The 19,820-nt window shown below is 72.0% G+C and carries 19 protein-coding genes and 2 pseudogenes; 13 read left to right on the top strand and 8 right to left on the bottom strand.

Features of this window, described 5'->3' with window-relative positions; translation table 11 throughout:
- Positions 1–26: 26 nt before the first annotated feature.
- The 4 genes from pdxA (at position 27) to E1265_RS01900 (ending at position 3,643) form a co-directional block, all read left to right on the top strand.
- Positions 27–1,073: a 4-hydroxythreonine-4-phosphate dehydrogenase PdxA gene (gene pdxA, locus E1265_RS01915; protein WP_132928422.1), complete on the top strand. Its 1,047-nt coding sequence runs from the start codon at positions 27–29 to the stop codon at positions 1,071–1,073.
- A 32-nt stretch (positions 1,074–1,105) separates the two neighbouring features.
- Positions 1,106–1,888, top strand: coding sequence for a DeoR/GlpR family DNA-binding transcription regulator (locus E1265_RS01910; protein ID WP_132928421.1), 783 nt, complete (start codon positions 1,106–1,108; stop codon positions 1,886–1,888).
- 96 nt (positions 1,889–1,984) lie between these two features.
- The gene (locus tag E1265_RS01905; protein WP_132928420.1) at positions 1,985–2,719 is read left to right on the top strand and encodes a MerR family transcriptional regulator; all 735 of its coding nucleotides are present in this window, start codon (positions 1,985–1,987) and stop codon (positions 2,717–2,719) included.
- A gap of 12 nt (positions 2,720–2,731) precedes the next feature.
- Positions 2,732–3,643, top strand: a complete 912-nt coding sequence (locus E1265_RS01900) for an alpha/beta fold hydrolase (protein ID WP_132928419.1) — start codon at positions 2,732–2,734, stop codon at positions 3,641–3,643.
- Between the two features lie 335 nt (positions 3,644–3,978).
- Here the strand turns inward: E1265_RS01900 and E1265_RS40575 are convergent, their stop codons facing one another.
- Positions 3,979–4,218, bottom strand: a complete 240-nt coding sequence (locus E1265_RS40575) for a hypothetical protein (protein ID WP_347877142.1) — start codon at positions 4,216–4,218, stop codon at positions 3,979–3,981.
- Between E1265_RS40575 and E1265_RS40570 the strand changes: the two genes are divergently transcribed.
- The 3 genes from E1265_RS40570 to E1265_RS01885 all read left to right on the top strand — a co-directional run bounded on the left by E1265_RS40570 (position 4,217) and on the right by E1265_RS01885 (position 6,473).
- Positions 4,217–4,639 (top strand): hypothetical protein, encoded by a 423-nt coding sequence (locus tag E1265_RS40570; RefSeq protein WP_347877141.1) that lies wholly within the window; start codon positions 4,217–4,219, stop codon positions 4,637–4,639. The genes E1265_RS40575 and E1265_RS40570 overlap by 2 nt on opposite strands.
- 335 nt (positions 4,640–4,974) lie before the next feature.
- Positions 4,975–5,736 (top strand): hypothetical protein, encoded by a 762-nt coding sequence (locus E1265_RS01890; protein WP_132928418.1) that lies wholly within the window; start codon positions 4,975–4,977, stop codon positions 5,734–5,736.
- Positions 5,733–6,473, top strand: coding sequence for a class I SAM-dependent methyltransferase (locus tag E1265_RS01885; RefSeq protein WP_243740464.1), 741 nt, complete (start codon positions 5,733–5,735; stop codon positions 6,471–6,473). The genes E1265_RS01890 and E1265_RS01885 overlap by 4 nt, the downstream gene beginning before the upstream one ends.
- Positions 6,474–6,534: 61 nt before the next feature.
- Here E1265_RS01885 and E1265_RS01880 read toward each other — a convergent pair.
- Positions 6,535–7,983, bottom strand: a pseudogene (locus E1265_RS01880) (family 43 glycosylhydrolase).
- Between the two features lie 724 nt (positions 7,984–8,707).
- Here E1265_RS01880 and E1265_RS01875 point away from each other — a divergent pair.
- From E1265_RS01875 to E1265_RS01860, 4 genes are read left to right on the top strand one after another with little or no spacing between them, the layout of a single operon-like run.
- Entirely contained in the window at positions 8,708–9,946 is a 1,239-nt protein-coding gene (locus E1265_RS01875; protein ID WP_132928417.1) for an extracellular solute-binding protein, read from the top strand.
- Positions 9,943–10,920, top strand: coding sequence for a sugar ABC transporter permease (locus E1265_RS01870; RefSeq protein WP_132928416.1), 978 nt, complete (start codon positions 9,943–9,945; stop codon positions 10,918–10,920). The genes E1265_RS01875 and E1265_RS01870 overlap by 4 nt, the downstream gene beginning before the upstream one ends.
- On the top strand, positions 10,917–11,744 hold the full coding sequence (locus E1265_RS01865; protein WP_207930917.1) for a carbohydrate ABC transporter permease: 828 nt from the start codon (positions 10,917–10,919) through the stop codon (positions 11,742–11,744). The genes E1265_RS01870 and E1265_RS01865 overlap by 4 nt, the downstream gene beginning before the upstream one ends.
- Positions 11,741–12,664, top strand: a complete 924-nt coding sequence (locus tag E1265_RS01860; RefSeq protein WP_132928415.1) for a family 43 glycosylhydrolase — start codon at positions 11,741–11,743, stop codon at positions 12,662–12,664. Before E1265_RS01865 ends, E1265_RS01860 begins: the two co-directional genes overlap by 4 nt.
- 62 nt (positions 12,665–12,726) lie before the next feature.
- Here the strand turns inward: E1265_RS01860 and E1265_RS01855 are convergent, their stop codons facing one another.
- Positions 12,727–12,921, bottom strand: a complete 195-nt coding sequence (locus E1265_RS01855) for a hypothetical protein (RefSeq protein WP_132928414.1) — start codon at positions 12,919–12,921, stop codon at positions 12,727–12,729.
- Positions 12,922–12,994: 73 nt separating this feature from the next.
- Between E1265_RS01855 and E1265_RS01850 the strand changes: the two genes are divergently transcribed.
- Entirely contained in the window at positions 12,995–13,936 is a 942-nt protein-coding gene (locus E1265_RS01850; protein ID WP_243740462.1) for a LysR family transcriptional regulator, read from the top strand.
- Positions 13,937–13,977: 41 nt separating this feature from the next.
- On the opposite strand, the gene E1265_RS01845 is transcribed toward E1265_RS01850, so the two are convergent.
- The 4 genes and pseudogenes from E1265_RS01845 to E1265_RS01830 form a co-directional block, all read right to left on the bottom strand.
- Positions 13,978–14,748 carry an aminoglycoside phosphotransferase family protein gene (locus tag E1265_RS01845; RefSeq protein WP_132928413.1) on the bottom strand — a complete coding sequence of 257 codons (771 nt, stop codon included), beginning with the start codon at positions 14,746–14,748 and terminating at the stop codon, positions 13,978–13,980.
- A gap of 43 nt (positions 14,749–14,791) precedes the next feature.
- The gene (locus tag E1265_RS01840) at positions 14,792–15,520 is read right to left on the bottom strand and encodes an NAD(P)H-binding protein (RefSeq protein WP_132928412.1); all 729 of its coding nucleotides are present in this window, start codon (positions 15,518–15,520) and stop codon (positions 14,792–14,794) included.
- Positions 15,521–15,622: 102 nt separating this feature from the next.
- On the bottom strand, positions 15,623–16,156 hold the full coding sequence (locus tag E1265_RS01835) for an EF-hand domain-containing protein (protein WP_132928411.1): 534 nt from the start codon (positions 16,154–16,156) through the stop codon (positions 15,623–15,625).
- 155 nt (positions 16,157–16,311) lie between these two features.
- Positions 16,312–17,317: pseudogene (locus E1265_RS01830) on the bottom strand (SDR family NAD(P)-dependent oxidoreductase).
- Between the two features lie 73 nt (positions 17,318–17,390).
- Between E1265_RS01830 and E1265_RS01825 the strand changes: the two are divergent.
- Positions 17,391–18,377: an AraC family transcriptional regulator gene (locus E1265_RS01825; protein WP_132928410.1), complete on the top strand. Its 987-nt coding sequence runs from the start codon at positions 17,391–17,393 to the stop codon at positions 18,375–18,377.
- Here the strand turns inward: E1265_RS01825 and E1265_RS01820 are convergent.
- Positions 18,347–19,543 (bottom strand): CehA/McbA family metallohydrolase, encoded by a 1,197-nt coding sequence (locus E1265_RS01820; RefSeq protein ID WP_132928409.1) that lies wholly within the window; start codon positions 19,541–19,543, stop codon positions 18,347–18,349. The genes E1265_RS01825 and E1265_RS01820 overlap by 31 nt on opposite strands.
- Positions 19,544–19,820: the final 277 nt, after the last annotated feature.

Genomic DNA, 19,820 nt, shown 5'->3' with positions numbered 1-19,820 from the left:
CCCGCGACCCATCCGAGGAGCACCGCATGACCACCCCCGTCCTCGCTCTCACCCTCGGCGACCCGGCCGGCATCGGCCCCGAAATCACCGCCCGCACCCTCGCCGACGCCGCCACTCAGGACGGCCACCACGGCGTGGCCGTCGGCGACGCCGAGGCACTGCGCCGGGGCGCCCGCGCCGCCGGCCTCGACGTGGAGGTGCGCGCGGTCACCGACTTCGCCACCCCGCCCGCGGGACCCGGCGTGATCGACGTCCTCGACACCGGCGTCCTCGGTCGCTCGCTCCCCGACTGGGGCACCGTTGACGCCCGCGCCGGGCGGGCCGCCGTCGCCGCCATCGAGACCGCCACCCGCGCCGCCCTGGACGGCGCGGTCGACGGCATCGTCACCGCCCCCATCAACAAGGAGGCCATCTGGCAGGCGGGATCCAGCCACCTCGGGCACACCGAGATGCTCGGCGAACTCACCGGCGTCACCCGCCAGGACACCATGTTCGTCGTCCGCAACACCGCCGTCCCCGGACACCACCTGCGGATCTTCTTCACCACCCGGCACGTCGCGCTGCGCACCGCACTCGACCAGCTCACCAGCGAGCGCGTGGGCCGCTCGATCCGTGAGGCCGAGACCGCCCTGCGCGTCTTCGGCGTCCCGCGCCCACGACTCGCCGTCGCCGCCGTCAACCCGCACGGCGGGGAGAACGGCGCCTTCGGCGACGAGGAGATCGTCCACATCGGCCCCGCCTGCGAGGAGGCCCGCGCCGCCGGCCTCGACGTCACGGGTCCCGTGCCCGCCGACTCCGTCTTCCACCAGGGCCTCACCGGGCGCTTCGACGGCGTGCTCTCGCACTTCCACGACCAGGGCCACATCCCCGCCAAGACGTACGACTTCGCCGGGACCATCTCCGTCACCGTCGGCCTGCCGATCCTGCGGACCTCAGTCGACCACGGCACCGCCTTCGACATCGCCGGCAGCGGCCGGGCCGACCACGGCACCATGCTCTCGGCCTACCAGGCGGCGGTGGACTACAGCCCTTCGGTGCCGCTGATCCGCGAGACCTACGGCCGCGAGCGCTGAGCCACCCCGGAACCCCGGCAGACGGAGGACAGGTGACCCGACCGACCACCAGGCGCGGCACCCGCGAACGGCACGAGGCGCTGCTCGCGCTGTTGCGCGGCGGTACCACCCGGGTCGAGGAACTCGCTGCCGCGCTCTCCGTGTCACCCTCCACCGTCCGCCGCGACCTGGGCCGCCTCACCGCTGACCACAAGGTGGCCAGGACCTACGGCGGCGCCGTCGTCCCCGAGGCGTTCCACGAACGGCCGGTGGCCGAGAGCGCGTTGCTCAACCGCCAGGCCAAGGCGGCCATCGCCGCGGCCGCCGAGCCACTCGTCCCGGCCACCGGCGCCGTGTTCGTCGACGCCGGCACCACCTGCGCCGCGCTCGCCCGCACGCTGGCCGCCGAGCAGGGCGGCCGGCTCGCGGTCACCCGCGGCCTGGAGACCGCCAACATCCTGGTCGGGGCGGCGGGTTGGGAGGTGGTGATCCTGGGCGGCCGCATCCTGCCGCTCAGCCACGGCCTGGTCGGACCCCTGGTCGACCTGGCCCTTGACCGGCTGTCGTTCGAGGTCGCCTTCCTCGGAGCCGACGCCGTCGACCCGGCCCGGGGCGTCGGCGAGCCCACCCTGGAGGAGACCGCGGTCAAGGAACGCGTGGCCGCCCGGGCCCGGCACGTCGTCGTCCTGGCCGACGCGACCAAGCTCGCCGTCCGCGACGCCCCGGCCTGGGCCCGCCTCCCCACCTCCTGGACCCTGGTGACCGACGCCGCCGCCCCCCAGGACACCCCGGCCCGCTGCGCGGCGGCCGGGGTGACACTCCACATCGCGGAGTGACCAGGCCGCCCCGGCCCGCTCCGCCGTCTCGACACCTCGACTGTGCCAGTTGTACTGTCATCGGCGGCGGCACCGGAGTGGAACGAGGGGGCGCGCATGCCGGGTTCCGAGCCGGACGAGGACCTGATGACCATCGACGACCTGGCGCGCCGCACGGGGGTCACCGTGCGCACCGTCCGGTTCTACGCGGGGGAGGGTCTGCTGCCCGCGCCGATCCGCCGCGGGCGCGTCGCCTACTACGACGCCTCCCACCGGACGCGGCTCGAGTTCGCCCGGGAGCTCCAGGACTACGGCTTCAGCCTGAGCCGCATCAGGCAGTGCCTGGCCCGGATCCCGCCGAACGCCACGCCGGGGGATTTGGCCGTGCACCGCGCCCTGCTGACGCCCTGGCAGCCGCCCGAGGAACTGGACGTCGACCGCGCCGAACTGGAACGGCTGGCCGGACGCGCACTCGGCGAGGCCGAGTTGGCGACCCTCACCGGCCTCACGCTGGTGGTCCGCACGGCCGACGACCGCTTCCGCGTCTCGCCCTCGGCACTCGCGGTCGGCGTGGAACTGCTCGACCTGCCCGTTCCCACGCGGTTCCTGCGGCAGGCGGCCACGGTGATCGACGGGCACGCCGGTGCCGTGGCCGACGAGCTCTCTGACCTCTTCCGCGGCGAGCTCTGGGCGGACTTCCGCGACGGCGCGCGCACCGACCAGGAGGCGGCTCGACTCGCCAGAGTCGTCGAACAGTTGCGCCCCCTGGCGATCCGCTGCCTCGTCCTCGCCTTCGAGCGCGCCGCCGACCGCGCGCTCGCCTCGTCCACCCGTGACCGACCCTCCGAGTAGAACGGACCGCCCATGGACCCCGCGCGAACCCCGCCGGCCCCGCCGGCACCCCTGCGGCACGAGATCGTCCGCGGCGACGGCAGCCGCGGCGTGGCCCACGAGTACGGCGCGGACCACGCGTCCGCCGGAGCCTCGCTGCTCTTCCTGCCCGCGCTCGGCGTGCCCATCTCCTACTACCGGCCGCTGCTCGACACCTGGGCCCGCCGAGGCCGGCACATCGTCGGGCTCGAACTCCGGGGGATGCCGCTCAGCGGCCGGCGGCAGCTGCGCCGGAACGACTTCGGCTACGCCACCCTGTTGGCCGACCTCCCCGCCGCGGTGCGGCAGACCCCGCTCGCCGCCGCCCGCGAGCTCGCCCTCGCAGGCCACAGCCTCGGGGGCCAACTCAGCCTGCTCGCCGCGGCCACCGGACGGGTGCGCGCCTCCCGCGTCGTCACCATCGCCAGCGGCAGCTCGAGCCCCACCACGGTCAGGGGGTGTGGCCCGCGCGTCCTCCGCCGCGGCCAGGTCGCCACCGTGCGCGCCCTGACCGCCACCCTGGGATACTTCCCCGGCGACCGCATGGGCTTCGCCGGCCGCCAACCCCGCACCCTCATGTACGACTGGGCCAACGAGGCCCGCCACGGCGTCTACCGACTGCTGGGCGACCCCACCGACTACGAGACCGCCCTCGCCCGCCTCACGGCCCCGGCCCTGCTGCTGGCGCTGGAGGGCGACGCCCTGGTCAGCCGCGCCAGCGTCGCCCGACTCGCCGAGCGCCTGCCGCCGGGCACGGCCACGCTGCGGCGGATACCCGCGCCAGCCGGCGACCCGGGCGGCTTCCACCACATCCGCTGGGCCCGCCGACGCGCGTCCGAGGTCCTCGCCCACGTCGAGGACTGGCTCCGCGCCCCGCTGCCGGAACACCGTGCCGGTGAGCGCTAGGCCCTGTCCTGCCGATCTTCTTCGGGCCCGCGACTCGCCCAGGCTTGGCACCCCCACCCGGACGAAGCCTGGGGGAGCACCGCGTCTGACGCGCGGGCCGATCCTCGAAGATCGCCCGGACAGGACCTAGGCGAACCCCTTCCCGACGCGGTCCGGCACGAGGCCGACAGCTCGCGCCACGTGGGCGGCTCGCGGAACCGCGCCCGTCAAGAAGCCGACGCGTCAGCCGCAGCGCCGGGCGGCGCTCGTGTTCCTCGCCACGATCGGCAGCTATCTGACGTTCTTCGCGTTCGGCGGCCGGTTCCCGGGCGAGCACATCATCCCCCGGGCCGGAGTCACAGCGCGTCGAGGAGCCCCCGTACCGCCACGGCGAACCGGTCCGGGACGGTCTCGTGCACGGTGTGGCCGGCCGGCAGCTCCACCAGCCGGGCGCCCGGGCGCCGCGCCACCATCGCGCGCGCGTGCCCGGCTCCGAGCACCGAGCTGCGGCTGCCTCGGACGAGCAGGGCGGGGCGGTCGGTGGCGAGCCAGTCGGACCAGTGGTCCCCGTTGAGCTGCCGCTGTGAGGCGTTCATGTCCTGCGGGCTGAAGGCGAGCCCCCAACCGTCGCCGTACTCCCGCACCCGCGTCCACGAGGTAGCTCGAAGGACCGAGTGCCGCCAGGAGCGCCGCCCGGGTGGGGGACCGGCGCGGCCAGGACAGGCTGAAGGACAGATCGTCGTCGACCTCGGCGCCGATGTCCTCGATCACCAGCGCGCGGACGAGGCCCGGGTGGCGGGCGGCGAGCTGGTAGGCGTTGACGCCACCGAGCGAATGCCCGAGCACCACGGCCTACCGGACCCCCAGGTTCCGCAGGACGCCCGCCGCGTCCTCGACGTAGGCGGCGCGGGAGAAGTCGGACGGGAGGTCGGGGTAGCCGTGCCCACGCTGGTCGAGGGCGATGACCCGCCAGTCCCGGCCGAGACGCCGGGCCAGCGGCGGCCCTCCCCGAAGTGACCGTGCAGGGCCAACAGCGGACGGCCGGCGCCGCCGAAGTCGAGATAGGTCAGACGGTGCCCGCCCACGGTCGTCGCGGCGCGCTCCGGCTCGGGAGGGGGATCGATGACAAGCCGCAAGTATCCCGGCCAAGCCGCGCCGTCCCGTCCCCGTACCCCGACACGGGCTGGAGCGGGCCACTGAGCGCCGGCTAGGGTACGGGGGTGCGTTGATCACCAGGGCGGCGGCACCGACCGCCGCGGACGGAGTGCCCCCCTCGCCTCAGCACGACGTCGAGGGCGGCGCCACCTGCCCACGCTCACCCGCCGTCCTGACCGGAGAACCGGAGATCACCTATGAGCGCACAACCCTCGCTGTCCTACGAGGCGTTCACCGCCCGCGCCGCCGCCGACCCGGCCGTGGTCGGACTCGTCCTCAAGGGGTCCCACGCGCACGACGGCATGGCGACCCGCCACTCCGACCACGACGTGTACGTCGTCGTCGCCGACGGGGCGGACACCGAGCTGGCCGGCCTGCACGGCCACCGGTCAGCCGAACTCGATCTCGTGGTCGTCGACCTGGAGGCGTTCCGCCGGCTCGGCGGCTGGGAGCGTTACGCCCTCGCCCGGGCCAGGGTCCTGCTCGACCGACTCGACGGCGAGATCGCCAAGATCGTCGCCGCCAAGGGCCTGCTCGACGCCGACGAGGCGCACCGGGCGGCGGCCGGCTACCTGGACGCCTACGCCAACTCCCTCTACCGATCGGTCAAGAACGCCCGGGACGGCCACCCGCTCGCCAGCCACCTCGACGCGACCGACAGCCTGGGCTTCCTGCTGGAGACACTGTTCGCCCTCGACCGCCGCCCACGCCCCTACAACAAGTACCTGGCATGGGAGCTCGAACGGTTCCCGCTGCCCGGCTGGGACGCGGGACCGTTGCTCGCGGCCATCGGACGGATCGCCGTCACCGGCGACGTCGACGAGCAGCGCCGGCTCTTCGCCCGGGTCGAGCCCGAGGCGAGGGCGGCGGGCCACGGTGCGACGCTGGACGCCTGGGGCGACGACCTCCGAGTCATGCGCCCCGCACCCACCGCCGCCCGCACTACGCTGCCCCGGTGACCACCCCATCGACGAACGACGCCGCGATCCGACGGTGGAACACCCTTCCCCGCGAGGCGATGGAGGCGATGGAGCCCGACGGCGACTTCGCCAAGCGCCACCTCGTCAACCCGGTACTGCTGCGGATGCTCGGCGACGTGCGCGGGCGCCGCGTCCTGGACGCCGGATGCGGGCATGGCTACCTCAGCCGCATGCTGGCCGACCGCCATGCCCGCGTCGTCGGCGTCGAACCCACCGACGGCATGTTCACCTACGCCCTGGAGCAGGAGCGCGCCCTGGGCCAGGGCATCGAGTACGTCAAGGCCGACCTCACCCGGCTGCCTGACCTCGGCGCACCGTTCGACGCCGTCGTCTGCAGCATGGTGCTGCAGGTCATCCCCGACTGGAAGCCGGCGATGCGCGCCTGCGTGCGCGCCCTGCGGCCGGGCGGGCTGTTCGTCCTCTCCGTCAACCACCCGGCCTTCGAACAACTGCTGTCCACCTGGCGCAGGCACGGCGCGTACCGCCTCGACAGGTATCTGGAGGAGTACGAGATCGCCCTGGCCCACGCCTCCGACTTCCACCGCCCGATCTCCGCCTACCTCAACGAACTCGCGGCCCTCGGCTGCCGACTCCGCGAACTCGCCGAGCCGGGGCTCGACCCCGCCGTCGCACGGGAGGCGCGGGCCACCACCCCCGGCATCGAGAGCTACGTCCACCTCCCCAACTTCATGATCGTGGCAGCCGAACGCGGCTGACGGTGTGAGGCGGTGGCCGGGGCACCGTCGTCGGCGAACGAGCCGTTGCCGCAGCGAACGGTCACCGGGTGTAGCCCTCGGCCCGGTCCACGCTCACGAACGAGGGGCTGCGACTGGGCGTTGCGTTCCCCGGTGACGCGCACGCGCAGCGTGTGGCGGCCTACGGGAGCCGGGGGCTGAGGTACTGGAGGGTCTCGCCGACGCGGATCGCGCCGTGGAAGTCGACGCGCTGTTCCGGACCGCCGTCGATGCTGACGGCGGCGATGCCGTTGCCGGTGTCGCGGACGGACAGCAGGGCGATGCGGGTTCCCGTGAAGGTGAACGAGGCGGTGTTCCCCGCCCGGTCGCTCCAGTGGTCGTCGCCCCAGAAGCACTGGGTGGCGCAGCCGGTGCCCGAGTTCCAGGCACCCGTGTAGGCCACGCCGCCGTCCCCGCTCGCGCGACCGTCGTCGTTGATCCAGTAGGTGCCGGAGCCGGGGTCCCCGGAGGGCAGGTCCTGCGTCGCGCCCAGGGCGAGCGGGCGGCCGAGGTCGGGGCTGCCGTCGGCGTTCCACGAGATCCGCTGGGCCCGGGTGGTGCGGTTCGTGTAGGTGAAGGTGGTGGTCGTCTTCGCGTGGTAGACGATCCAGTCCTCGGTGCCGTCCGGCGAGCGGAAGAACGAGTGGTGGCCGGGCCCGAAGACCCCGCGGTCGTCGGCGCGGGAGAACACCGGCCCGGCGTGCTGGGTCCAGTTCCGGGACCTGAGCGGGTCGGCGCCGTTGGGCAGCGACATCATCCAGACCTGGTAGTCCGGCTTGCCGGTGTCGCAGGTGGAGTACGTCATCCAGATCCTGCCGTTGCGGTTCAGGAACTCGGGCCCCTCGCGGACCTCCGGGCAACCGCCGTCGGCGTCAAGGGCGACCGCGTCGCCGAACACCGTGTGGGGATTGGACATCGGCGTGATGTTGAGCCCGTTGTGCTGGTACTGGTTGATGCCGGCGTAGGCGAGGTCGAGCCGGCCGCCGTGGACGAAGACGCTGGGGTCGCCGTTGTCGGAGGCGTGGTTGGGCGGGGCGAGCCGGGCCCTGAAGTGGTACGGGCCGAGCGGGTCGTCGCCCTCCGACTCCAGGACGTACAGCCGGTGGTGCTCGTCGACGCCGTCGTCGGCCGTGTAGTGGAGGTACCAGCGGTCGCCGAAGCGGTGGAACTCCGGCGCCCAGATGTTCCGGTTGCGCGAGGGGTCGGTGTCCGTCCACACCGTCACCGGCTCGGCGGCGAGCAGCGTGCCGAGCGAGGGCGAGCGCCACATCCGGATGCTGTTCCCCTGCGTCGTCGTCAGGTGGTAGCTCCCCCGTCAACACGTCAGAAACGGGGGTAAGGGCCGGGGTTGAGCGGATCGTGAGGCGGTGTTGGAGGCGGCGGACGCCGCGCTCGCCGTGGCGTGCGGCGGGGCGGCGACGAAGCCGAGCAGGAGGGCCAGCAGGGCGGCGAAGAGCGCCGCACGGCCGGCCGTGCCGGGTCCAACGCGCATGGGGTGGCCCCTTTGTATCGATGTAACTGCTCGCTCGGAACGTAGGAAAGGGCCGCGAGCATGCCAATTGGGTCGGATCGCCAGGGCGTCCGGGCAGGCGTCGCCTCTCGGAGTGGGGGCGCCGGCCCGGTGCGTTCGCGGTCACGAATATTCGCGCGGCTTCCGTCGCGGGGCGCTGGCCGCGCGGTGAGTGCCGGCACACTACGTCACGAATCAACAGATTCGAACGCAACCCCTTGACTTCGTCGGAGGCCGGTGCAAACTTCTGCGCAGCCCGTCGTGTTTAACGATAAACGAGAGGGGGTCACATGCGACGTGAGCGGTTGGCCGGACCCTCGTCATGCGCGTTGGCGCTGCTCAGACCGGGTTCGCGCCATGGCATGCCCCTGGGGCCAGGAGGTCGCGCTCCCGCCGCCGGTTCGCGCGGGTGGCCACCGGTGCGGTGGGCCGAGAACCGGTTGGGGCACGCGGCCGTCGCCGGTCGGCGGCGGACGCCGCCGGAGCACCGGAAGCCCCGCCTCCGGGCGGTCGCCGGCCCCGAGGCGCCGCGCGTCTCGTGGCACCCGCAACCTCGCGGCGCCGGCCGGCCCCGCGCGCTCCCGCCCAGTCGTTGATCACGGCCCGCCGGTCGTCGCCGATCCTCCGGCCACCGCGCCCCGTCGACCGGTCGTCCCCTCGTTCCGCCGACCCCCCCAACACCTCCCTGACCGAAGGAGTGGTCCCAGTGTCGAGACGCTCGAAGTACCTGGCCGCCGCGCTCGCCATGGCCACCGCATGGGCCGTTTCCGGCTGTGGTGGCGGTGGCAGTGGCTCCGATGGCGGTGTCACGTTGTCGCTGCTGTCCTGGAACGGGGAGGAGACGATGACGCCGGTGCTGGAGGCGTTTGAGGCGGCCCACCCGGACATTGACGTGGAGGCGTCGTACTCGCCGCCGGTCGCGGAGTACATCCAGGCGTTGCAGACCCGGGTGTTGTCGGGGACGGCTCCTGATGTGTTCCTGATCGCCGCGGAGAACAAGACCAACCTCATCGAGGGTGGTCACGTGTTGGACCTGGCGGGTGAGGACTTCCTGGCGAACGTGCCGGAGTTCAACCAGCAGACCTATGGGGCGGACGGCGCGGTCTACGGACTGTCGCTTGGTTCCTGGGGTGGGGGCATCCTGTACAACGAGGATCTGCTCGCCGAGGTCGGCGCGGAGGCGCCGCCGGAGACGTGGGAGGAGTTCCTCGACCTGTGCGCCGAACTCCAGGACGCCGGCATCACGCCGTATCTGGAGGCCGTGGACGGGATGCCCACGGTGCTCGCGGCGTTCCTCGGCGCCTATGACGCTTCCATCGGCCACACGATGGACGACGAGATCTTCGCCGGGGACGCGACGTTCGAGGAGCACTGGACGCCGCTGCTCGAGCAGTACTACCGGCTGTATGACGAGGGTCTGGTGACGCGGGACACCGTCGGTCTCACCGGTGATCAGGTGCAAGCGGAGTTCGCCAACGGCCGGGTGGCGATGATGATCGCCGGGCCGTGGAACGTGCCCGGGTTGCGGGAGGCGGCGCCGGATCTGAACTTCCGGATGGCGCCGATTCCGGGGGTGGAGGGCGGTGAGCCGTATCTGGCGGGCGCGGCGAACCCCGGCTACGCGATCAATCCCGAGTCCGAGAACATCGAGGCCGCGAAGACGTTCCTGTCGTACCTGGCGTCTCCGGAGGGGATCGCGGTGTTGCAGGAGGCGGAGGGCTCGATCACGGTCACCAGCGACTTCGACCCGCCGTTGGACGAGGCGCTCGACCCGATCATCGAGGATGTCCGGGCCGGCAACCTCTACCTGCCGCAGATCGCCTGGCAGCGCGCGGAGGACGTGCTCAACGTCGAGGCGGTGGCGCAGATCCAGCGCATGGTGCAGGGGGAGATCTCGCCGCGCGAGGTGGCCCGGGCGCTGGACCAGAAGCTCGCCTCCTCATGACCGCCACCGTCGCCACCGCCGCCTCGCCGCGGCCCGGCACCGGCGACGACGCCGGTTCCGCGACCGCCCGCCGCCGCCGGACCGGCAAGTCCGGCGGTTGGCGGGAGGCCGCCGCGCACCAGCTGTTCCTGGTGCCCGTGGCCGCCGTCTTCATTGTGTTGTTCGTCATCCCGCTCGGGCAGACCTTCTACTGGAGTCTGACCGACTTCACGGGGTACTCCGACGACGTCGCGTTCGTTGGCCTGGAGAACTACCGGATCATTCTCTCCGACCCGTCGATGACCGCGGGGCTCTCCTTCACCCTGCTGTTCGCCGTCGGCACGACGCTGCTGACCACCGTGATCGCGATCCCGCTGGCGGTGGCCCTCAACCAGCGTTTCGTCGGGCGGAACTTCGCCCGGTCGGTGTTCTTCTTCCCGGCGATCCCGAGCATGGCGGTGCTGGGTCTGGTGTGGGGGTACATCCTCTCCCCGCTCGGTTCCGGCGTGCTCAACTCGGTACTCGACGCGACGCTCGGCGTCGGTCCGGTGCCCTGGCTGTCGGACGCCACCCTGGCCAAGCTGTCGGTGATGCTGGTCGCCGTCTGGGGCGGCGCCGGCTGGCACGCGGTGCTCTACCTGGCCTATCTGCAGACCATTCCGGCCGAGTACTACGAGGTCGCCACCATCGACGGCGCCAGCGCCCGGCAGCGGTTCTTCCACATCACCCTGCCGCTGCTGACGCCGGCCATGGTGATCAGCCAGTTCCTCCTGATGACCGGTGGGTTGAAGGTGTTCGACCTGCCCTACACGCTGACCAACGGCGGGCCCGGCTTCGCGACGCAGACGATCACGCAGTCGATCATCGTCAACGGCGTCGGCCAGGGTCGGTACGGCGTGGCCTCCGCGCTGGCCGTGCTCTTCACGCTCGCCGTCGCGGCGCTGTCGTTCAGTCAACTGCTGATCTCCCGGCGGATCGAGAGGAGGGTGCTGTGAAGAGTGCCTCGACGCGCCGTCGTCCGTTGCTGAGCGTCGTCGTGATCGGTCTTGCCTGCCTGGTCGGGATGCCGCTGTACTACATCGTCGTCAACACCTTCAAGACGCAGGACGAGATGGTGAGCTCCCCGCTCGCCCCGCCGACCTCGCTCTACCTGGACAACTACCTGGAGGTTTTCGACCGCGTCCCGCTGGCGCAGAGCTTCGGCAACACGCTCTACATCACCGCCGGCGCCGTCGTGGTCCAGCTGTTCGTCGGCGCCACCGCCGCCTACGGCATGATCATGCGCGCCACGCTCTTCAACCGGATCTTCGGCGTGCTGTTGCTGCTGGCGTTCATCGTGCCGGGCCAGGCCACGCTGATCCCGCTGTACCGGACGCTGGTGGACGCCGAGCTCGTGGACACCTTCAACGGGCTCATCATCATGTACGCCGGCGGCTCGATCTTCTGCTTCTTCCTGATCCAGGGCTATATCCGCACGCTGCCGTTCGAGATCATCGAGGCCGCCCGGATCGACGGCGCCGGCGTCTTCCAGATCTTCTGGCGGATCGTGTTGCCGTTGATCCGACCGATCCTGATCACCGTTGGCATCTTCCAGACGATGTGGGTGTGGAACGACTTCATCCTGCCCAACGTGTTCCTCTCCTCGCCCGAGAAACGCACCATCGTGTTGGAGGTCTACAGCGCGGTGGGGGAGTTCTCCACCGACTGGCCCGCGTTCATGACGCTGTCCGTGGTCGCCCTCGTCCCGATGGTGGTCTTCTTCGTCGTCTCCCAGCGCCACATCATCAGCGGGCTGCTCGCCGGGGGAGTCAAGGGATGAGCCACGCCACGACCGGCACGCCGCTCTACACCGACCCGGTGCACCACGCGCCCACCGACCCGACGCTGATCGAGGCGCCGGACGGGTCGTGGCGCATGTTCTACACCCAGCGCCGCGCCGGCGACGACGGGCCCGGCGTCCGCTGGGTGCACGGCACCGACATTGGCGTGGCCGGCTCGAGCGACGGCGGCCTCACCTGGAGCTATCTCGGCGTGGCCGCCGGACTCGACCCCCATCCCGGGCGCAACACGCTGTGGGCCCCCGAGATCGTCCACGCCGAGGGCCGCTACCACATGTTCCTCACCCACATCCGGGGAGTGCCCTCGACCTGGGAAGGACACGCCCGCACCATCCACCACCTGACCTCCGACGACCTGGAGACCTGGCGGCACCTCGGCGAGGTGCCGCTGTCCTCCGACCGCGTCATCGACGCCTGCGTCCACCCGCTGCCCGGTGGCGGCTACCGCATGTGGTTCAAAGACGAGGCCCACGGCTCAGCCACCTGGGCCGCGGACTCCCCCGACCTGACGACCTGGGGCACCGCCCGGCCCGTCATCCAGGACCCGCCACACGAGGGACCCAACGTCTTCACCCTCGGCGGCCACTACTGGATGATCACCGACGAGTGGCACGGCCTCGGCGTACACCGCTCCACCGACCTGTCCACGTGGCAACGCCAGGGCCTGATCCTCGACACCCCGGGCCAGCGCCCCCACGACACCGGCCACGGCCACCACGCCGACGTCGTCGTCGGCCAGGACGTGCACGGTGAGGAGGTCGGCTGGATCTTCTACTTCACCCACCGCCCCGAGCCACCCGGCCGACACACCGACATCCACGTCGCCACCCTGCGCGTGATCGGCGACCGCCTCCACTGCGACCGGGACGCCCCAACCCACCTCGACCTGCGCCGAGGCTGAGCGGCACCGTGTTCGCCGTCGACGGCGGAGGCCGGCCTGACCGCCCGCGGTTCCGCGGGCGGTCAGCCGCAGTACGGGCAGCCCCGGGTGCGGCCGCCGGCCGTGGTCGGGCGGTCAGCGGGGGAGTCGGGGGTGAAGACCATCCGCAGCCGGCCGCAGCCGCAGCGGAGCCAGACGACGGTGCCCTCGCTCGTGGTGTGGCTGGAGAGCTCGACGGGGGCGGCGATTGCCTGGGGAATCCTGATTGTCGTGGTCATACGGGCAGTGTGCCGCCACTCGACCGTGCAGGTCCATTTCACATTTCTCGGGTACTCCGTGCAGAATCATTGCATGATTGATCTGCGTCGGCTCCAGGTGCTCCGCGCGGTGCACCAGCACGGCACGGTGACCGCCGCGGCCACCGCGCTGCATCTGACCCCCTCCGCCGTCTCCCATCAACTCCGCGAGCTCGCGAAGGAGTTGAAGGTCCAGCTGGTCGAGCCGCAGGGGCGCGGGATCCGGTTGACCGGCGCCGCCCACCTGGTCATCAGACATGGCGAGGAACTGCTGGCCCGCTGGGAGGAGGCCGAGTCCGCCCTCGAGGCCTACCGCTCGGGCGAGGCCGGCCTGCTGCGGATCTGCGGCTACCCCAGCGCCGTCGCCGGCCTGATCGCCCCCGCGACCGCTCTGCTGCGCAAGCGCCACCCCAACCTCACCGTGATGGTCACCGAGTGCGAGACCGCCGCCGGATTCGACCTGCTGCTGTCCACCGACGCCGACATCGCTGTGCTGGCCCCCTCGGAGGACTTCCCCCACCCCAACGACTCGCGCTTCGACCAGGAGCCGCTGCTCGAGGAGCCGCTCGATCTGATCGTGCCGGCCGGCCATCCGCTGGCCACGCGCGTCGAGGTGCCACTGGCCGAGACCGCGCGCGAGGACTGGGTGCTGCCACTGCCCGGCAGTTGCGACCACTACCAGCGCGTCATCGTGTTCTGTTCCGTGGCCGGCTTCACCCCCACGGTCGCCCACTGGACGAAGGAGTGGACGGCCGTCTCCGCCATGGTCGGCCACGGCCTCGGGATCTCCCTCTACCCCAGGCTCACCGAGATCCCGCCCAGCCACCGCGCGGTCCGGGTCCCGCTCGGGCGCGAACTGCCCGTCTCCCGCCGGATCCTCAGCTGCGTCCGGCAGGGCGGCCGCGCCCACCCACTCGTCCGGCACGGTCTCGACGCACTCGACGAGGTGATCGCCACCCATCCGTCGCTCACCATGGCCGTGCCCGCCGCCGGCTGAGCGTGTCCGTCCCGGAAGGCGCCGGGCTGCTCGGCGCCGGCTCAGGCGAACAGGTGGCGGTTGGTCCGGCTCCAGGCGAGTCGCCGGTCCAGGTCGTCGAGGTGACCGTCGGCCACCCAGCTGACCTGGGGCTGGCAGCCCCGCTCGGCCAGTGCGCGGACCTGCTCGATCCCGCTCCGCTGCACGTCGATGACCGCGTCGACCAGGCCGGCGGTGGAGGTCAGGCCGTACGCGGTGGCGAACAGCTCCAGGCGGTGGCGTCGGTCGGGCGGCTCCGGGTAGCGCAGCCATCGCAGGCACTCGGCGTCGTCCCGGAACGGCGCGACGTACTCCAGGGCGTAGGCGACGTCATGCAGGCGGGGCGCCGGACGGGCGTAGTCCCAGTCCAGGATCCCCGCCGGCGCCTCGCCCCGCCAGACGATGTTCCACGGGCCGAAGTCACCGTGGCAGACCACCTCGCCGTCGCGCAGCCCGCTGTCCCCGGTGCACCAGCCGAGCCCCTCGGGCGGACGAAAGTCGGCGACCGCGTCGTGGTACTGGCGCAGCAGGCGGGCGAAGGTGGCGAGTCCCGCGTCGTCGACCACTCGGGCCCAGCCCAGCGGCCCGGACTCGCCTTCCAGATAGCCGAGGACCTCACGACCCTCCTCGTCGATTCCGAGCACCCGCGGCGAGTACGGGAAGCCGACGTCCGCCAGGTGCAGGAGCAGGGCGTGCACGGCCGGGGTCCACGGGTGCACGGGGCGCCGGACGGTGCCGCCGCGGCGCACCACCCGGCGGTGTGGCGTGTCCTGCAGCACCTCTTCATCGGCCATGCGCGCAGTGTCCCGCGGATCGTGGTCTTGAGGCGAAGTGGTTTCAGGAGAGCCAGTCGGTGTACCGAGTGGGGGCGAGGTGGGCGTTCGTGTCGGTGAGGACGTCACCCTTGACGGCGGCGAACATGCCGGCAGTGGGGTCGGTGACGACGGTGCGGCCGTCGGCCTCGCGGGACAGGGTGATCCGGCCGAGCTCGTCCAGCGGGAAGACCTCCGGTCCGGCGATGTCGCGGATGCCCATCAGCGGGGCGCCGGCGGCGACTTCCGCGACCGCGGCGGCCACGTCCCTGGCGGCGATCGGCTGGATCGGCGTGGCGGGCAGCCGGACGGTGTCGCCTTCAGTGGTCATGGCCAGCACCGCGTCGACGAACTCCATGAACTGTGTCGCGCGGACGATCGAGTAGGGGATCGGTCCCGTCCTGAGGATCTCCTCCTGGAGCGCCTTGGCGCGGTAGTAGTCCAGCTCCGGCACCTGGTCCACGCCGACGATCGAGAGGACGACGAAGTGCCGGACGCCGCCCCGCCGGGCCGCGGCGAGCAGGTTGTCCATCGAGGTCTGGAAGAAGGCGGTCGACGCTTCGTCGAAGGTCGGGGAGTTCGTCAGGTTGACGACGACGTCGACCCCGGCCACCGCCTGGTCCACCTCCTGGCCGCTGATGATGTCGATGCCGGTGGACTTCCCGTGCGGGACCGCCTCGTGTCCGGCGGCATCCAGAGCCTTGACGACCTGTGACCCGATCAGCCCGGTGCCGCCGATGACCGCGAACTTCATGAGATCCCTTTCGCCTGGGATGTCCGCAATATGGCACACGAGGCGGGGCGGTTCTTCACGACGGGGCCGGAGTCGCGCCGGCCGTACCATCGGGCGGTGTGCTCAGGTCGCCGGGTGGCCGACGAGCCGGTCGCCCGGGATGTCCGCCTTCTCCGGGGCGTAATAGTCCTTGATGCCCTCCACCCAGGTCGCCACCGTGATGTGGTCGGTGTCCGTGGGGCCGAAGGCGTCGAACAGCGCGTCGATGTTGGGGCGTTCGAAGCCGATGGCCACCATCAGCGCCATGAAGCGCGACCGCTCCACCAAGCCCTCGCCATCCGGGTCGCCGAGCGCGGCGAGGGCGTCGGCGAACGCGGCGATGGTGGCGTCGAAGCGCTCGGGCGACAGGACGCAGCGGACATACTCCTCGTAGCTGACCCGGCCGTCGCCGTCGGCGTCGAGCTCGGCCTCCAGCGTCTCCCAGTACCGCCGGAACGCGGCCCGCATGGTGCTCTTCGCCGCCTCGTCGGACGCGGACGCCGCCTCGACGACCCGGTCCGCCATGAGGTCGAAGTCCTCGGCCTCCAGCTTGCCGTTGCCGTTGACGTCGAAGAGGGAGAAGACGAGCTTGACCCGGTTGATCGCCTCGGTACGCATGGTGCGTTCACCTTTCTGCCGGCGGTCGACGCGCGGGCGAGGACGAGCGGCCCAGCGCCGGAATCACTATCCGGTCATCGCCCCGGCGTCGACCGGGGCGATGGTCGCGGTTCACCTGAAAGCGTGAAGAAGGCCGGGCTTCGGTTTCCCGCCTGCTACGCCGTGAGCAGCCGCTCGCTCAACTCCCAGAGCCGGCGGTGCCGACTCCGGGTCCACCGCGTGTGGCACGACGTCGGACGGCACGTCCTCGCCGACGCCGAACGCGACGGGCCTCGGAGTGTCGAGCGGCGAGACGTCGTTGTTCTTGAGGTAGACGCCGCCGATCCCGGCGAGCAGGGGACTGGTCGCGGCGAACACGATGGTGCTGGCCCCCTGCCGCGGCGTCTTCATCTCGCGATCGGGGTCGATGACCGGCCGGCCTGAGGCGTCGAGGAGACCCATGGCCCGCTGCGCCGCCTCGCTCACCGCGGGACCGTCCTCGGCCCGCGCCGGCCCCAGGCTGGTCGTGACGACGATGCCCGGGTGCACGGCGTGGCCGCGGATCCCGTCGTCGGCCCACCGGCGGTCGAGCTCGACGGCGAAGAGCACGTTGGCGGTCTTCGACTGGCCGTATGCGAGCATGCCGTCGTAGCCGGTGGTGAAGTGCGGGTCGTCCCAGCGGATGTCGGAGAGCCGGTGGCCGCCGGACGTCAGGTTGACCACCCGGGCGCCCTGAGCCGCGCGCAGGGCGGGGGACAGGGCCAGGGGCAGTTGGAAGTGGCCGAGATGGTTGGTCGCGAACTGCGATTCGTAGCCGCGGGCGTCCCGGACCAGGGGGCCGCCCATGATGCCGGCGTTGTTGATCAGGATGTGCAGCGGGCGCCCTGAGCCGAGGTAGCGGGCGGCGAAGGCGTCGATCGACGCCGGATCGAGGAGGTCGAGACGATCGATCTCCACGCGCTCGATGCCGGCCAGCCCGGGCGCGGCGCGGTCCGGGTCCCGCGTGCCCACGGTCACGGAGGCGTCGGCCCCGCTGAGCGCGCGCGTGGTCTCCAGGCCGAGACCGACGTGGCCACCGGTGACGATGACGTTCCTGCCCGTCAGATCGATGCCGCGGAGGACCTCGTCGGCCGTGGACGCCGCCGTGAAGCCGGAGCCGATGGGGTGTTGGTCCTGAGTCATGGCACCACTCTGCGCGCCACCGGCCGTACTCTGAATCATTGACCGTTCGTATTTCCTTCGCGATAGTACGGGCATGGTCCCTGATCAACTGTCCGAGGTGTTCGACCTCGTCGAGGTCCGCGGTCAGATGACGGGCGGGTTCGCGGCGCGCGGCCCCTGGGGGTCGAGAGCCGTCATCGACACCCCGCTGAAGTTCATGGCGATGGTGCGCGGTCGGGCCCGGCTGACCACCGACGGTGCGGCCGAGCCGATCGAGCTCGGGCCGGGGGACGTCGCCATCCTGAACAACCGGTCGTGGCTGGAGCTCGAAGGCGGCACCGGCGACGGGCCCCGCCGCGAGATCGCGCCCGAGCCCGGCTTCCCCTCCCCCCGCCTCGTCGCCGCACACGACGGTACCGACGACGTCCTCGTCGGTGGCCGCGTCGACCTCAACCCGGCCGGTCGGGCACTGCTGACGCAGGCGCTCCCGCCGCTGGGGCACGTCCGGTCATCGGCCGCCGTGGCGGCCGATCTGCGCGGTTGCCTCGACCGACTCTTCCACGAGGCGACCGGGCACCGGATGGGCTCGGCGTTCGCCATCCGGCAGTACGCGCAACTCCTGGTGCTCGAGCTGCTGCGCGCCTACGTCGACCAGGCCGAACTGCCCCCCGGATGGCTGCGGTTGCTGACCGACGAACGGCTGCGTCCGGCGCTCAGCCTCATGCACGGCGACCCGGCCAAACCGTGGGGGCTCGAGCAACTGGCGCGCGCCGCGGCGATGTCGCGCACCTCGTTCGCCGAACGCTTCAGGACCGTCGCCGGTGTGCCGCCGCTGACCTATCTCAGCCGCTGGCGCATGCTGCTGGCGCGGCGCGCCCTCCGGGACGGCGACGTCCGCGTCGGGTCGCTCGCGGTCCAACTCGGCTACGGCTCCGAGAGCGCCTTCAGTACCGCGTTCAAACGCGAGGTGGGCGAGTCCCCGCTGCGCTACCGACACCGGACGCGCCACGAACCGCCCGCTGACGAGGTCCCGTTGGCACGTCTCGACGGTCAGGGCACCAGCCACCAGGGGCTGGTGTAGGCGACGCCCCAGTCGTTGCACGGGTGGCCCGCCGGTCCCGGCGTCTCGTTGGCCCGTGTGGGGTCGGAGACGCGGAGCACGACCCAGTCCCCGTCCTCGACGTCGAGCGGCACCGTGAACTCCACCAGGCGGCCGGCCACCGTCTCGACGACGTCCGCGACCGCCGGAACGTCCGTGCCAGGGCGCAGCACCTGCACGACGAGCGGCCTGTCCTGCCAGTCGGGACCACGGTCGAGGTCGACGGCGAACCTGACGTCACCGGCGGCGAGCGCCAACTCCCCGCCCATCCGGACCCCGTTCGCCGTGGCGTCGAGCCGTAGCCCCGAGACCCGGGTGGCGAAGAACCGGCGGGCGCGCATCGCCTCGAACACGCCCTGCCGGGTGTTCTCGGTGACCCAGAGGCCGCTGCGGCCCTTCCCCTCGGGGAAGCCCCAGTCGGTGCCGTGCTCGTCGGTCACCCCGCTCAGCCCGGTGCGCCAGCCGGCGTTGAGGCACGCCACCAGGGGCGAGTCAGAACCGCTCGACCAGCCCTGGAAGAGGTAGTCGTCGGTGCGGTTGAACATTTCGAGCCCCACTAACTGCTCGCGCACGGCCGGCGTGTAGTCGAAGCCGCCGAACCGCAGCGGCTCGCGGCCCGGGTGGTTGAAGCTCGCCACGGCCTGCCGGGCACCGAGCCACTGGAAGAAGCCGCCCATCGAACCGGCGCCGAGCAGGTCCACCCAGTCGTCGGTGAACCACACGTTGGCGTGTCCGAGCAGCGGGTGCGACCACTCGAACCCCCGGATCGCCGTGTAGCGCCCGGGGTCGTTCGCCGCGTCGGCCAGTTCGCCCGTCCGCCGCCACTCCGCTCCGTCGAGGCCCTCGACGGAGAACAGGGTGCTGTGGTCGGTCAGGGCCGCGACGTCGAGGCCGGCGGCCCGCATCGACGCGAACGCCGCCTCCGGGTCGCCGTCGCCGTCGGACATGATCGTGTGGTTATGCATGTCCGCGTGGACCAGCAGGGTGTCGGTGGAGAGCCGGGAGGTCCTGGCCGCCCCGGGCGGGGTTCGGGGCGCGGCCGCGGCAGCCGTCCGGGTCGCCCCGGAGACCGCGGTGATCAGTAATCCGCCGGCCGCCGCGAGCGCGGCTCGCCGGCTCGGCCCCGTCACTGTCTCGTGTCCGCTCATATCGACCCAGTACAGCACCGCGGCGCGAACACCGCACGAATCCGCCGAACATCCCGCCGAACATCACCGCACGGGCCGTGGTGAGGTGGCCCACGGCTCGTGAGCCGCCGCGGGACGACGCCGGCCTGGTGACCTCCCCCGCGCCCCCATCGCCAGCCCTGCTACTGTTGCCCCGGTCGCCCGGACCCGCCTTGGTCCGGGCCTGACGTTTCTCCTCCGCCCGGTGTCGGGGGCGGCGGTGAGGGCGCGTGTCCCGTCCCACCGCAGTCCTGGACGT

This window comes from Streptomyces sp. 8K308 (assembly GCF_004348315.1).
Lineage (GTDB): Bacteria > Actinomycetota > Actinomycetes > Streptomycetales > Streptomycetaceae > Streptomyces.
The sequence above is the reverse complement of the archived record's forward strand: the minus strand, read 5'-3'. Positions and strand labels throughout refer to the sequence as shown.